Source organism: Pantoea ananatis LMG 2665, assembly GCF_000710035.2.
GTDB lineage: Bacteria > Pseudomonadota > Gammaproteobacteria > Enterobacterales > Enterobacteriaceae > Pantoea > Pantoea ananatis.
This window is the reverse complement of the sequence record NZ_JMJJ01000006.1, coordinates 214,927-229,558: the sequence shown is the minus strand read 5'-3', so window position 1 is coordinate 229,558 and position 14,632 is coordinate 214,927. Positions and strand designations below refer to the sequence as shown.

Sequence of the window (14,632 nt, the reverse complement as noted above, 5' to 3'; positions counted from 1 at the left end):
TACTGACCTGACACCGGCAAAAGATTCACACCTGACTGTCGCTGTCCTCGCAGGGTGCTTAAGGGCATTTAAATGAAATTTCCATTTCATCAGGGATACATTTTTTCACGTGAACCTGCCGATTCTTGTCAGGAAAAGAATAATGAATAGTTAATTGTTAATTAAGAAAAATGGTGGGTTTTATTCTTTATTTTCTGAGTTATTTAACCGGGCGTTAACGTATTTGCGAGTGTCATCAAAGAACTTTATTTTCCTTTTAATATAAAATGAAATAAATATTTTTATTATCCCATTGGGTTCGCTTGATGTTACCGGGTTCAGGAGAGTCGCATGACCATCGCCGCAGAACGTTTTTGTATTAACAGAAAGATCGCCCCCTCGCTGAGCATTGAAGCCTTCTTCAGGTTGGTGAACGGTTTAGGGTTGAATAAGGTGGAACTTCGTAACGACTTGCCCAGCGGTAACGTGATGGACAACCTGAGTGCTGCCCAGGTTTGCGCACTGGCTGAACGCTATGGCATTGACATTATTACCATAAATGCCGTTTATCCCTTCAATCAGCGTACGGAACAGGTTCGCCAACTGACCGAATCCTTGCTGGCCGATGCGAAAGCGGTAGGGGCGCGTTCGCTGGTGCTTTGTACCCTCAACGACGGCTCGTCGGTTGCGCCAGAGGTAACATTAAACGCACTGCGCGATTTGGCACCGCTGTTCGCGACCTACGGAATAACCGGACTGGTTGAGCCACTCGGCTTCCCACAAAGCTCGCTGCGTTCGGCAGCGCAGGCGCAGAAGCTTATTCGCGATGCCCATGTTCCCTTTAAATTATTAATCGACACCTTCCATCATCATCTCTATCCCGATGCAGACGCCGAATTCAGTCAGGTGGATATCGCCCAAATTGGTCTGGTTCACCTGTCGGGCGTGGAGGACAAACGTCCGCGTGAAAGCCTGACAGATGCCGAGCGCATAATGTTGACGCCGGAAGATCGCCTGTTCACCTGTCGCCAGGTTAAACAGCTTGAAGAACGAGGCTATAAAGGCATTTATGCCTTTGAACCTTTTGCGCCAGAACTGGCGGACTGGGATGAGAACAAGATTCAGCATGAAATTAAAAACAGCATCCAACTGATTCAACATTCCTTGAAGTAAAGCGCCTCGCCTGTGAGGTTTAACCTGCTCATCTATCGATGATATCTCATGCATCTTCGGTTCGCAGAAACAGCATTATGAGGAACAGCCAACAGTGAGTCGAAGTAAACGCGCCCAGGCTTCGTTGATGCACTTACGGGCAATTATGCCCGTAAGTGTGATTCATCATCTGTCCGCTCTGAGAGACGACAAATTTCCCGGCAGAGAGGCAGGATGTTTTACTCTGTCGCTATCGGCGTAGCATTCTCATCAATCTTCGTATCGCCCTGAATCGCCTGGATGCGTTTTTCCACCGCATTCACCTGCTCGCTGTTATGCAGCAAGGTATAGGTCAGATCGAAGGTTGCACTCGCGCCCGGTGCCAGCTGTTTCACGCGCTTCTGTTCTCGTTCAATGGTCACCGGATAGGCATAGTTGGTGCCGGGCTCAATCCCGGTGACATAGCCTTGTTTCAGCGTATCGGTATTTTTCCACAGGGTCAGCAGCGGCAGCTGTTGGGTATCAAACTGGATAGAGGCACCTTTGTTTCCGGCTTTATTCACTACGGCGGCGAGGGTCTGATGATCCTTGTCAGACAGCGGCTTGATGTTAAACACCATTTCATCGAAGTCTTTTGTCGGGCCCTGATAAGTTTGCCAGTTTTTCAAACCGGCTTTGGCATAGTCATTAAACGGACTGATTTGCGACATCGGGGCGAGAAACCGTGCGCCTTCTTCCAGAATTGGCGTGCTGAAGTTGCTGTGATAGATAATCTCGTAATCGTGTGGGTAATCGGAATGGTTAGTCAGCACGTCATGCAGGCTGAACTGATTGCTGCCCGGTACATAGCGCAATTCCGTCCACGTCTGGAGATCGGCTTTCTTGAAGGTGCTCTCTTTGATCAAACCGCGGATGCGGATTTCGTGCGGGGCCGCATCCGCCACCTCGACTTCAAGCTGTGAGACCGGCGTGTTTCCAGCTTTGCCGTGCAGCGTATAGATGCGGCCTTTGTCGTTAACAGGATGGCCGGTCCATTCATAGCCGCAGCGCACCATCATCTCGTTGAACCCTTCCAGCCAGCCCAGGCCATTGCGACTTTCAAGGTTGATAAAAGCGGGATTCACCACCTCTTTAACCGGTGAATCCCAGCCCAGTCGGGTGCCAAAGCCTTCCACGCGGAGCAGGTTCATTCCCCGGGTGGGAACGATCGTGATGGTCAGGCCATCCTGACTTCGAATCTCCAGGATCTTACTGCCTTCCTGCTTACCGCCGTGCAACACTTTCTGCTCAATGCTGAACGGCTTGCCCTGGAATTTCAGCTCGCTGCTGTTAACCTGCCAGTTTCCTTTGTCTGTGCCTTGTTCAGCACTCGTCAGCACCCAGGTTTTGGCAGACGCAGAACCAGAAATCATCACGGCTAATACCGTCAGTGCGAGTTTTGTCTTCATCATTTACCCCTTTAGCTGAATCGTTTTTTCAATCATCAGAGGAATTTACTGATTCGAACGTAACGGAAACGTGATTTTCCTCACCTGCTGGAAAATGAGGAAGGATTAAGCTTGTTAGTGGGATGTTGCTCACATTTAAAATGCTTTTTAATGGTGTTAAGTCATCTTTTTATCGGCAGTAGTCAAAAATCTGTAAACGATTCAGCCACGATGGATCGGTAAGGCTTTTTTCGTAAAACCAGGATGTATAAGGGAAGCGCGAAGAAAGGGCCTCGCGCATTTCCCGCAGGGCAGATTCACGACAGATAAAACTGGCGCTTAAAAGCAAACATATCATTCAGCAGGCAGTACTCGGGATTGCCGAGCGTGATAACCGGCGCGCGTTGGGCAATCATGGTTTTCCAGTTTGCCAGTGAATGTCGCCAGGCGGCATCTTCGTCGTCGGTTAACGGCGCAACCTGATATCCCAGCGTAATATGAAACTGGTAACGATCGTGGCCCGGCTCGTGAATGCCGGTGACTTCAGACAGGCGATCGCGCAACTGGCGCAAGCGCTTCTCTGTATCTGCATCGGCCGTTAACAGGCGCAGCGTTAACGGGGTTTCATGCGCAGAGGGCGCCTCCGGATTAACGCGCATGCGGTATGGCGCGGCATCTTCACCCAGCTTAAACGACCGCAGGCGCTCAGCCAGGATCCGATCGCACTCTTCCATAGGCATATCAAGAGCCAACCCAGCAGGCCACAGGGGATAGCGTCTTTCCTTGTCGTTGGCACCGCCGAAAACGGTCATATGATAACTGGAGGGAGGCAGCGCGGTGACCTTTCGTGACCAGCTTTCACCGGGTAACTCACGATAGACATCAAGCAGGGCATCGAAGGGTTCCGAGCCTTCACCTTGCTGCGGCAGATGGCAAATAATCGTGTTTCCCCTAAACGGCACAACCCGGCCGTCCGCGGCAAACTTACGGCCCACGTCGTTAGGGCGGTGTTCCGCACCAATAGCGCGGGCGGCGGCCATACCGCCCAGAGTGGCAATCGTACCTTTCAACAGCATTCTCCGTGTTGTCATCGTCCTACCTCAGTATTGAGCAGATTCCGGCAAAATCATTAATGGGTTCCTCGCCTGTGCGATCTTGCACGGGCATGTAGAGAGGACGTCTTCTCTGTCTGGCCGGGATGTCACAGGACAGCAGAAGCCTGATGCAATGATGAGGGGGCGATAACACACCTGCGCGGGAGCACAGATCCCGGCATCATCGTGCTGGTTAATCAAGGGGACGCGCATCTCAATCGGCCATCCTGGCGAATGTCTGTGACTAAAAGATGAAGGGAGAGTGTGATGTCCAGAAGAGGAACCGCGCGCTGGCGTTCTCGGCCGGGTTGGGTGCATTCAGCCTGCGGGACGCAACCTAATCGGCGGGGCGCAGTGGATCGTATTTGTCCTGTTAGCCAGGGCAAGAAGAAGCCAGCGTATTCAGCGCTGGCATGACTTTCCCACGTCTATACATTGAGCCGATGAATAACCGTCACGAATTCATTCACCCCGCGATTAATCTCCTGAAAACTGCGCGAGAGGTTGCTGATTTTGTCATTCTCGGCGGTAAGAAAGCGTTTAATTTCTTCAAGTTGCTGGGTCATGTTTTCAATAAGGGTGGTATTTTCTTCCACCACTCTGGTGATTTTAAGCGTCGCCTGCGATGTTGAGGCCGCCAGTCGCCGGACCTCCTCGGCCACTACGGCAAATCCACGCCCCGCTTCGCCTGCACGTGCCGCCTCAATCGCGGCGTTTAACGCCAGAATATTGGTTTGCCCGGCGATGGCGTTGATCGTCGAGACGATTTCTTTAATATCCATCGAAGAATGATTGAGCTTATCGCCAATTTCTGCTGCCGCACTGACCTGTGACGACATCGATTCCGCATTGCGGATGGTTTCACCCAGTACATCATTCGCATTAAAGGTGATCTGAGACGTCTCTTCCGACGTTGTGACGGCAATGTCAGCAACCCGTTTAGCATTCTCAACACGTTCGGTAATATCAGATGCCAGTTTGATGACCTTATAAACGTGCTCAGCATCATCTTTTATAGGGTTGTAGCTGGCTTCCAGCCAGACGCGTTTGCCTGAGGCGGTGACCCGCTCAAAACGTCCAGTAAAAGCCCGGCCTTGCTGGATCTTTTGCCAAAAATCAGGGTGCTCTTTATAAAATTCATCATAGCAAAACATACGATGATGTTTGCCCTTGAGGCCATCAAGCGGGTAGCCCATTAATTTCAGAAAATTGTTATTGGCATCAACAACCTCACCCTGCGGGGTGAACTCGATCATAGCCATAGAGTTATTTAGAGCGGTGATAATGGCTTCTTTATGCTTCAACGCTTCATGTTTGTTAGTAATGTCGTTGGCGATTTTGATGACTTTTTTTACCGCGCCGTGACGATCCTTCACAGGAAAATACGTCGCGCTTAAATACAGCCGGCTGTGATTTTTGCGAAAGCGCTCAAAAATGCCGCTAAAGGAGTGACCGGCGCCCAGGGTTTGCCAGAAATGCGCGTAGTCGCTGGAGCGCACGACGTTATCATCGCAGAACAGGCGATGGTGCTGACCCGCAATCTCGTTGAGCGTGTAACCCGTCAGTTCAAGAAAAAGCTCGTTTGCCGTAATGATGCTGCCGTCAGGCGTAAATTCAATCCAGCCAATGTTGGCTTTGATCGCCTGCGTGTTGGTCTGGTCATCTGCGGACCCCCATGAAGCGCTACCGGGCATAAAACGTGTCAGGGCAAACATAACGCTCTCCATCTTTTTCAGATAAAAGGGACAAACGATTTGGGCCTGTGTCGGGGCGTTTGCTGCCTGTGAAAAGTAAAGCGTCCGGCGCGGGTCGTCTTAGATTATCGGCACTGATGGATTCATATTTAGAAATAGATTAAAAAAAGTGATGTTTATCACAGTGGCAGGCAAAGCGATCCAGTGCGGTATAAGCACGCGGACTTTCTTGCCTGGCGTGCAGCCCGAAGATGAGAAGGTGGCGTAAAATACGCGAGCAGCAGTAACTTAGCGGGTTCTCTCGCCATGTTTGCTGTTCCGACTGAAAAAACGGCAGGGGCAGCGGACGGCCTGTCTCAGGACGGAAGCCATTAGAAATTGCCAGCCCACCGGCGGAATTGTTAATCATAACTTGTTGAATGATGACAAAAAACATTGGGGACGTTTTTGTTATCCAAATGAATCGGGGGATGATTCGATTGACAGGCGTTCGTTCAGCTGGACTGATTTCACTTCGGGCAACCCAGCTGCATTTTTATCATCGGCTTAAGCGAAGGCGCTCTGCGTAAGACAACGAAATACCTGAGGAGCGCAGCGCAAGGTAATGGCGTCCGCTCCCCTTTCTCAGATGGACAGCAAAAGATACCGGCGATAGCGCAATCCCCAGTACCGGCCTCTGCCGGGCTGACATGCAGGCGACGAGAATAAAATACAGGCGCGTAGAGGGCGGATAGTGGCAGGGACTGACGAGCCAAACAATCACGCGCCTGCGGGTGGGGCGCTGGCGTGGCGATGACATCTCAGGCGGTGTCGCCAATGTCTGCCTGCAACATCGCCTGTGCCGTCACACATTCAGTCGATGGATCACCGTAACGCATTCGTTCACACCGCTGAAAATTTCCTGAATACTGTCTGAGAGATGAATCATCTTGTCGTTTTCCGTCGTGAGAAAACTGTTGATGCCATCAAGCTGCTGATGCATGTCGCCGATAAGACTGGCATTTTCTTCAACCACCTTACTGATTTTCTGCGTTGCCTGAGAGGTGGAGGCGGCAAGACGTCTGACTTCTTCCGCGACTACCGCAAACCCACGTCCCGCTTCGCCCGCGCGTGCGGCCTCAATGGCGGCGTTCAGCGCCAGAATATTGGTTTGTCCGGCAATGTTGTGAATCGTGGAGACAATCTCTTTGATGTCTTTGGCCGAATAATTCAGTTTGTCACTGATCTCCGCAGCGGCTGTTACCTGAGAGGCCATGGATTCTGCATTTCGCACCGTTTGGCTCAGAACCTCATGGGTATTCGCGGTGAGATGCGACGTTTTTTCAGAGGTATTCATGGCAATATCCGCAACCTCCTGCGCCGTGACGACACGTTGGGTGATATCCGAAGCCAGCTTAATCACTTTATAAATGTGCCCCGCAGCATCTTTCACCGGGTTGTAGTTGGCCTCAAGCCAGACACGTTTTCCTGATGCCGTTACCCTTTCAAAACGCCCGGTGAACGCGCGTCCATGTTGAATTTTCTGCCAAAAATCAGGGTTTTCTTTGTAAAAGGTATCAAAACAGAATATACGGTGGTGTTTACCCTGAATCGCCGCAAGATCGTATTCCATCAGCGTCAGAAAATTTTTATTGGCGTTGAGGATCTCGCCCTGCGGGGTAAATTCGATCATCGCCATGGAGTTGTTCAACGCAGTAATAATCGCTTCTTTATGCGTCAGCTCTTCGTGCCGGTCAGTGATGTCATTGGCGATTTTGATGATTTTCTTCACGGTGCCGTGTTTGTCTTTCACGGGGAAATAGTTGGCGCTTAAGTAGAGCAGACTTTTATTTTTTCTGTAGCGTTCAAAGATGCCGCTGAAAGACTGACCTGATGCCAGGGTTGCCCAGAATTCGGCATATTCACGAGAGCGCACAAAGTCTGGCTTACAGAACATACGATGATGCTGGCCGGTAATTTCACTGAGCTGGTAGCCCGTGACCGCCAGGAAGACCGGGTTGGCCGTAAGAATGATGCCCTCGGGCGTAAATTCAATCCAGCCGCTACAGGCTTTGATCGCCTGTACGTTACTCCGATCGTCGGAGACATTCAGCGGGGTTTTGCCCGGTTTAAAACGCGTAAAGGAAAACATAGCACTCTCCATTTATAGCCGTAAAAAGGTCAAAGAGTTGACCACGTAGTGGAGAGACAGCGACCTGTTTACAGGGAGGTCGATCGGCTCGGGTCCACTAACGTTATCGGCATCGCGCGTGTCATATTTAGGTCACATTACGGACACAATTAAAGTCTGGTGAGGTGCATCACGCTATTCACAAAGGGCATGCGGTGACGTCAACAATGCGCATGCCCCTCAGCGTAGGTTTCGCTCTCAACACTGTCAGTGTCGGGGAGCGGATGGTGCTGCAATGAAGCGGCCTGAAGCCGCGTTATGACGGGTTATCCGGTATTGCACTGCGCAAAAATTCAGGGATGGCAGGGCGACCGTTTTCCAGACAGGTGCCGGTGAAAACCGCCTCGGCATAAACGACATTATTCACCAGAATTTGTTGGATGAAGTTAACGCGGTTGCGTTTTTCATTGGCCGCCAGTGTACAGGTCACCTGCATCTCATCACCTTTCTTCAGGCTCTTTTTGAAGCGCAGGGTGTACTCCAGCAGCATATGAATACGACCCGCGGTAAACTCTTCTTCGAGATCGACACCAATGTGCTCTTTCATAAAAGCGTGACGTGTCCATTCCATATAAAACGGATAGTAGAGTCCGTCCACCACGCCCTGAAAATCGATGTGCTTTTCGTCAACCTGATACGTTTTCGTAAACATAATAGCGCCAGTAGTGAGTGAGGTTATGCTCACTTTAGTGATCATTGGCGCTTTGTGAAATGCTTTTTATTGGGGATGCGCGGGGACCGCGTACGGTGATATATCATGCTGTAACATGGCCGGGCCAGCGAGGCGCTGGCCCGGGTGAGGCGATAAAACGCGGTTATCGGAAGAAAAGCGCGTCAGTTATCGGAAAGCCGGCGCCGCGAGAGTGCCGCTTCTTTCGGTGCGGAAAATAGACACTGCGTTGCGCAGCATCACGGTTTGTTCCAGCATGCCCTGCGCGGCGGAGGAAACCTGCTGAACGAGCGCGGCGTTCTGCTGGGTAACCTGATCCATCTGGCTAACGGCAATGCTGACCTGACCGATACCATTGCTCTGCTCATCCGATGCGATGGTTATTTCGCCCATAATGGTCGTTACGCCCTGCACCGATTTCACGATCTCCTCCATCGTATTACCGGCTTCTCTTGCCAGGCCTGAGCCTTTCGCCACATGCTCGACCGACTGTGTGATCAAATCTTTGATCTCTTTGGCCGCGGTTGAACTGCGTAAGGCCAACGAACGCACCTCACCGGCGACGACCGCAAATCCGCGTCCACCTTCGCCCGCTCTTGCGGCTTCAACGGCGGCGTTAAGTGCCAGGATATTGGTCTGGAATGCAATGCCTTCAATGACTGAAATGATTTCGGCAACTTTGCCCGAGCTTTCTGAAATAGAGCGCATGGTTTCCACCACCTGCTTCACGACATCCCCGCCCTGGATCGCCACATGTGATGTAGTGTCGGCCTGATTATTGGCGTGACGTGCGTTGTCAGTATTCTGACGAACGGTGGCGGTAAGTTCTTCCATGCTGGCAGCCGTTTGTTCAAGCGCGGCAGCCTGCTCTTCTGTGCGCTGAGCCAGATCGATATTGCCCTGCGCGATTTCGTTGGCTGAATTGTTGATCAGCTCCGCAGACGACTGAATGCCGCTGACGATGGTGACCAACTGCTGACGCATGGCTTCAAGCGACGCCATCAGGCTGCCCTGGCCTTTAAGCGGAACAGCAATGTCCACGGTCAGGTTACCCTGCGCAATCATTCCGGCAATATCGGCCGCCGCTTTTGGCTCGCCGCCCAGTGCGCGGATAATGCTGCGCGTAATAAACGTACCCAGAATAATCGAAAGCAGAATCGTAATAATACCGGCCAGGCTCAGCGTCATTTTGGTGGCAAAGGCCAGGCTGTTCACCTCTTCAGAGCGTTTAGCTAACAGCGTAGCTTCAGCGTTGTTGAATTCAGCGGCAAGGGCGCGATAGCGATCCATAAATGCCTTATCGCGGCCCTCCTGAAAGAAATGCGTCAGCGTTTCCAGCGGTTGTTTGCCGCTGTTTACATCCCGGCGCAAGGCGATCAGTTGATCGTCCACAGCCTGAACACTGTTATGCAGTTCAAGCAGCGAGGTCAGCCTTTGCTGCTGCTCGGCATTATCCGCCGTCATGCTGCGAAGCTGATTGTACTTCTGATCGAAAGCGGTTTTACCAGCGTTAAACGGTGCCAGGAAATTGTCATTGCCTGAAACAACAAACCCACGCACGCCCGTCTCCATATTCACCATATCGGTCAGCATACTGTCGCTGACGCTCATGACCTGATAACTGTGGATGTTCCAGGTGTTGGCCTGACGCAGTTTAAGAAAATTGGCGATCGACAAGCTGCTGCCAATCAGCGAAACAATAACGATGATGCCGAACGCGAAGGCGATTTTACGGCCGGTTGTGATTTTCATGTTTTTCCCCGATAAGTGATCTTATTATTTTTGTGATAAAAGCCATTACATTTCGTTTATCGGCAAAGAAGAGTGGCAGTTTATAACCGCACCTCCTTTTTTTATAAAACCTGTCCTTAAGGTTAGCCGCAGATAATTACCTGGGTTATCTATAGAAAGGATACGATGCCGTGGGGATAACATAACCGTATGTTACGAGCAGTCACGTGACTTTTAGCCGTTCCATAAGCACGTGACAAAACAGCTTAATAAAGAGAAAGCAATTTCGCTTTGCGGAGGTGAAGGGATTCAAAACGCTAATGCAGAAAAAAACATGGAGAAAGTTGCTAATGGATATGTATAAAAAATGTCGCTTTCATTCGAAATAATGAAAGCGACAGAGCAGTTAAATAACGTCGTTTTTATTAACTGCGATGATTAGCCTTTATTCCCTGTCTGCGCATGAGCGCCCGTTTGGGTGTGGTGCATCGTTGGGCTCACAGGAAGCTCAGAATAGGTTTGAGTATCATAAATTACCCCTTCTTCAGCGGATTTCAGCAACATACCTGCCTGATAGTATTTGTCCTGTTTCATCATGGCGAGTGCGCTGGAAACATCGTTTTCAGTCTGCTGCAACGGCATCAGTTCCTGCGTTTCGGTAACGGCAACGCCTGCCAGTTTCAGCGCATCAAGCGCGCCCTGTTTATCACCCGCTTTGATATGCTGGTTGGCCTGATCGATAGCATCATTTTTCTGTTTCGAAAACTGATAATCTTCTGAAACGGAGACGTCAGAACCGATACGAATATAGTTATCGCCATTCATAGGAGCTTTCTTGTCGTAGCGAATATATTTGGTCCAGTCCACGCTATTATCTTTCAGGTAGGTTTCTGCCTGGGTGGCCAGCGCTTTTGCCTGTTGCGTCTGACCGTTAAATAACGCGTTGCGAGAAAGCTGAATATCATTCATCGCCTGGGCCGCCTGCGCGGATACGACTTCGTTATTTAACGTGTGGCTGTCTTTAAAAGATTCAGCGGCAGCGGCTCCGCCAGTAAACACTAATACGGCTACAATCATTGAGCTAACAATCATCTTTTTCATGATATTAATCCTCTGTATGTATGCATCCGAAAGGTGCTAACGTCATTAATTACATAAAGCGTGCCTTATTACGGGTAATAAATCTTTCCGGGAAAATCATAGACAGTGATTGTCAGATGAATATCGCCGTCTGGGTTTTGCTATTGTGGAAATGATTATCCAGAACAGCATTACTGACACAGAAACGATCGGGAGCGGCGCTGTCTGAGGCGTAATCTTTTACAGGGCAGTTGCTGCCGCGCAGTTGGGTAAAAAACATATCGCCTGAAAAGCATGCTTCGGTAAGGTGTACATCCTGCTGTGACGGGTTTTCACACTGGCTGCCGTGAAAAGAAAGGGTCATTAACCGGGCCATAATTTATCTCCTTGATGTCGTGCTGACGTCTTTAATTAACACCCGAAAGATATTTAAGTGTGATTATGAGTTTGCAGAAAAATGTCATCGTTACATTTTTCATCTTTATTTTTCATTAAAAGTCATTGAGTTAGATGAATGAGTTTGTAACAGGTCCTCCGTTCTTTAAGAAACCTGAGTTTTCTATAGAAGAAAACGTACAGGCTGACATCAGGTTGAATTTTCATCATCCTGTTAACGGGAAAATAAGGCGGGTAACGACAGAGGAAACACACTGTCTTTTTCCTCTTAAGATTTTGTCGTGTGCTGGCCCGGTGGCCGTTAAGCGTGGGAAATCCTGTGTGTGTGGATTTTATCCGCGTCTCGTCTTCTTTTGAGTAGGCTGCTTTACACAACGTCTGGCACTGGCAAAATAGTCATTTCCCTTTCCAGTAATCGCTATGTCTGAAGAAGCTCTGCGGCAGCAAATCGCGAATTTAAAAAAGCACAATGCGCGATTAAAGCGTATTGCGCACGATGCCCGTAATAAATTAAGCGCCGCACTGGACGGAACAGGACTGTGCTTGTGGCAGCTGGATATTCCCAGCGGCAAACTGGTCATTTTTAACCGACGCTGGGGATCGATGCTGGGTTTTCAGCCCAAAGAAGTCGGTGCGCATTTCGACGTATGGAAATCCTGCCTGCATCCGGACGATGCCAGCGACGTATTGAAGGCTTTCTACGATCATATTAACGGAAAGGCGCCTTTCTATGAGGCGTTGCACCGCATGGTGGGCAAAACGGGCAAGATCACCTGGGTACTGGATCGCGGTCGGGTCAGCGAATGGGACGAGCAGGGAAGGCCCTCCAAAGTAACGGGCACCCATATTGATATGACCAAAGAGAAACAGTACGAAGAGCAGCTGGCGACACTGGCGATGCATGATCCTCTTACGCAGTTAACTAACCGCCATGCATTACTCACCCATTTTCGCGATATGAAAACGGAAGCCGTGTTTTGCATTGCCTTTATTGATTTAGATAATTTCAAACACGTCAACGATACGCTGGGGCATCGCAGCGGCGACGACGTTCTGATTCAGCTCAGCCAGCGCTTTATCGCCGCCTGTCCGTCTAATGTCATTATTGGCCGACTGGGCGGAGATGAATTTGTTTTGTTGATCCCTTTCGCCTTGTCCCATCCGCTCACAGATAAACTCACACAAGCCTGTCTTGAAGCTGCCCTCCAGCCCTTCGAACTGGCTAACGGTACAGCGTCTATTGGCGCTTCGATTGGTGTGGTTCAGGTTAACAGCCCCGAGAACTTTGACAGCGCGCTCGCCCGGGCCGATGAGGCCATGTACAGCATCAAAAAAAATGGCAAATGTGGCGTCGCCCTGTCACACGGGGAAGGCTTATAAGGACGCTTCCCGCGACTGGAACATTTTTCGCCCTCTGCCAGGCTTATGTGGTATCACCATTCTGCCAGCGCTGTCGCGGCAACATGAGCGGCGGAGGCCTGAGGCGTAATGACTTCCACCTGGAGCGAGGCACGCATGAGTCTGTTTAAAAGCAAAGATGGATATAATCTCTATTACAAAGACTGGGGTAAAGGTCAGCCAGTATTGTTTAGTCATGGCTGGCCGTTGGATGCGGACATGTGGGACAGTCAGCTCAATTTTCTTGCAGAACGCGGCTACCGCGCCATCGCCTTTGACCGACGTGGCTTTGGGCGTTCCGATCAGCCCTGGGACGGTTACGATTACGACACCTTTGCTGACGACATTCATTGCCTGATTGAACATCTGCAACTCAGAGACGTGACCCTGATTGGCTTCTCAATGGGCGGCGGGGATGTGTCACGCTACATCGGAAAATACGGGACAGATAAGGTTAAAAAGCTGGTGCTGCTGGGGGCGGTAACGCCGATTTTCGGCCAGACTGACGATCATCCCGAAGGTGTCGAGAAATCGGTCTTTGACGGCATTAAACAGGGATTGTTGAAAGATCGCGCGCAGTTTATCAACGAGTTTGCTGCGCCGTTTTATGGCACCAATGCCGGTCAGCAGGTTTCAGAAGGCGTGCTCACGCAGACCTTAAACATCGCTTTACTGGCATCGCTTAAAGCAACGCTGGACTGTGTTACCGCGTTTGCCGAAACAGATTTCCGCGCAGATCTGGGGAAAGTGGATGTGCCAGCCTTAATTATTCACGGCAGTCATGACCAGATAGTGCCTTTTGAAGCCACGGGCAAGCTGGCACATGCGCTGATACCGGGTTCGGAACTTAAGATCTATGACAATGGCCCACATGGTTTTGCCGTCACGCATCAGGACCAACTCAATCAGGATTTACTGACGTTTTTACAACAGTAACGGAACAGAATAATCTGAAAGCAACGCCCGTCAGGGCGTTTTTTTTATTCCTCAACGCTTCGCTTATTTAAAAAACCTTTTTTACCTTCTTCTCTTTTATTTTTCATGACCGTTTTACTAATTGATGCTTTTTTGATTATTTAATGATCTGCTTTTAACAGAAACATCGATAATTAACGAATTTACCGCTTCGCTTATTTTCAGATGATGGAAGTGTGATGTTGTTGAATTTGCTTTATCAGGCGTGGTTAAAAAGAACATTTATTGATCATATTGACGACGTTCCGTGATGCTGATCCGATTTACCGCTTCGCTTATAAAGAAAAACGGGGTGGACTTTTTAATGAATCGATCGATTAATAGGGGGCGGGAAGAGTGGCTGTCACAGGGCTGACATGATCGCCATTCTCGTTAAGTTTCTTGTTTAGATAGTTTCGTTACTAAAGAATTAAAGGGATGAGCCGCAAAATGGTTTTGTCTGGCAACCCACGCCAGCGCTCAGCGTTTATGCTTGATAAGGTGATTTTTATGGCTACATTTAATTCTGTAGCCTTTAAGGTAATGCAGCTTTAACTGTGCCAGTTGAATAATGAAATTTGAGGAGAATACAGAATGACGCAATATCGTGGTGGCGCGGGTAATTTCGCCGCAGATAAAGAGCGCGCGGCAGAGGCCGGGCGTAAAGGCGGGCAGAACAGCGGTGGGAACTTTAAGAATGACCCGCAGCGAGCGATCGAAGCAGGCCGCAAAGGAGGTAAAGTAAGCCGTCGTAGTTAATCATTTACTTACAATGACTTGCTATTATCTTTGGCGGTTTAAAAAAGGGAAATACGTTCAGTACGCTTCTGTCTTCCCGTCTGACCTGTTGTGAAAACACGCTCTGGTGTGAGGTCGCAAGAATCTTA

At 49.9% G+C, this 14,632-nt stretch carries 13 protein-coding genes; 5 read left to right on the top strand and 8 right to left on the bottom strand.

Features of this window, described 5'->3' with window-relative positions; genetic code table 11:
* The first annotated feature begins 330 nt into the window (after positions 1-330).
* Complete coding sequence (locus EL29_RS14570) at positions 331-1,152, top strand: TIM barrel protein (RefSeq protein WP_028715783.1); 822 nt, start codon at positions 331-333, stop codon at positions 1,150-1,152.
* A gap of 218 nt (positions 1,153-1,370) precedes the next feature.
* Here the strand turns inward: EL29_RS14570 and EL29_RS14565 are convergent, their stop codons facing one another.
* From EL29_RS14565 to EL29_RS14545, 5 genes are all read right to left on the bottom strand, one after another.
* Positions 1,371-2,579, bottom strand: a complete 1,209-nt coding sequence (locus EL29_RS14565) for an aldose 1-epimerase family protein (protein WP_024471009.1) — start codon at positions 2,577-2,579, stop codon at positions 1,371-1,373.
* 296 nt (positions 2,580-2,875) lie between these two features.
* Entirely contained in the window at positions 2,876-3,649 is a 774-nt protein-coding gene (locus tag EL29_RS14560) for a DUF1868 domain-containing protein (RefSeq protein ID WP_028715782.1), read from the bottom strand.
* A gap of 431 nt (positions 3,650-4,080) precedes the next feature.
* Positions 4,081-5,367: a methyl-accepting chemotaxis protein gene (locus EL29_RS14555; protein WP_028715781.1), complete on the bottom strand. Its 1,287-nt coding sequence runs from the start codon at positions 5,365-5,367 to the stop codon at positions 4,081-4,083.
* Positions 5,368-6,190: 823 nt separating this feature from the next.
* Positions 6,191-7,477 (bottom strand): methyl-accepting chemotaxis protein, encoded by a 1,287-nt coding sequence (locus EL29_RS14550; RefSeq protein WP_028715780.1) that lies wholly within the window; start codon positions 7,475-7,477, stop codon positions 6,191-6,193.
* 295 nt (positions 7,478-7,772) lie between these two features.
* Entirely contained in the window at positions 7,773-8,171 is a 399-nt protein-coding gene (locus EL29_RS14545; protein ID WP_501039633.1) for an acyl-CoA thioesterase, read from the bottom strand.
* Between EL29_RS14545 and EL29_RS23450 the strand changes: the two genes are divergently transcribed.
* Positions 8,167-8,226 carry a hypothetical protein gene (locus tag EL29_RS23450; protein WP_367302974.1) on the top strand — a complete coding sequence of 20 codons (60 nt, stop codon included), beginning with the start codon at positions 8,167-8,169 and terminating at the stop codon, positions 8,224-8,226. The genes EL29_RS14545 and EL29_RS23450 overlap by 5 nt on opposite strands.
* A 128-nt stretch (positions 8,227-8,354) precedes the next feature.
* Here EL29_RS23450 and EL29_RS14540 read toward each other — a convergent pair whose 3' ends face one another.
* The 3 genes from EL29_RS14540 to EL29_RS14530 form a co-directional block, all read right to left on the bottom strand.
* Positions 8,355-9,938 carry a methyl-accepting chemotaxis protein gene (locus EL29_RS14540; RefSeq protein WP_028715779.1) on the bottom strand — a complete coding sequence of 528 codons (1,584 nt, stop codon included), beginning with the start codon at positions 9,936-9,938 and terminating at the stop codon, positions 8,355-8,357.
* A 417-nt stretch (positions 9,939-10,355) separates the two neighbouring features.
* Positions 10,356-11,018 (bottom strand): YfdX family protein, encoded by a 663-nt coding sequence (locus EL29_RS14535; RefSeq protein ID WP_015699559.1) that lies wholly within the window; start codon positions 11,016-11,018, stop codon positions 10,356-10,358.
* A 112-nt stretch (positions 11,019-11,130) separates the two neighbouring features.
* Complete coding sequence (locus EL29_RS14530; RefSeq protein ID WP_028715778.1) at positions 11,131-11,373, bottom strand: hypothetical protein; 243 nt, start codon at positions 11,371-11,373, stop codon at positions 11,131-11,133.
* Between the two features lie 440 nt (positions 11,374-11,813).
* Here EL29_RS14530 and EL29_RS14525 point away from each other — a divergent pair, with 440 nt between their 5' ends.
* From EL29_RS14525 to EL29_RS14515, 3 genes are all read left to right on the top strand, one after another.
* The gene (locus EL29_RS14525) at positions 11,814-12,773 is read left to right on the top strand and encodes a sensor domain-containing diguanylate cyclase (protein WP_013027128.1); all 960 of its coding nucleotides are present in this window, start codon (positions 11,814-11,816) and stop codon (positions 12,771-12,773) included.
* 135 nt (positions 12,774-12,908) lie between these two features.
* On the top strand, positions 12,909-13,727 hold the full coding sequence (locus EL29_RS14520) for an alpha/beta fold hydrolase (protein WP_014605095.1): 819 nt from the start codon (positions 12,909-12,911) through the stop codon (positions 13,725-13,727).
* Between the two features lie 612 nt (positions 13,728-14,339).
* Positions 14,340-14,504, top strand: coding sequence for a con-10 family general stress protein (locus EL29_RS14515; protein WP_006118264.1), 165 nt, complete (start codon positions 14,340-14,342; stop codon positions 14,502-14,504).
* The last annotated feature ends 128 nt before the right edge of the window (positions 14,505-14,632 follow it).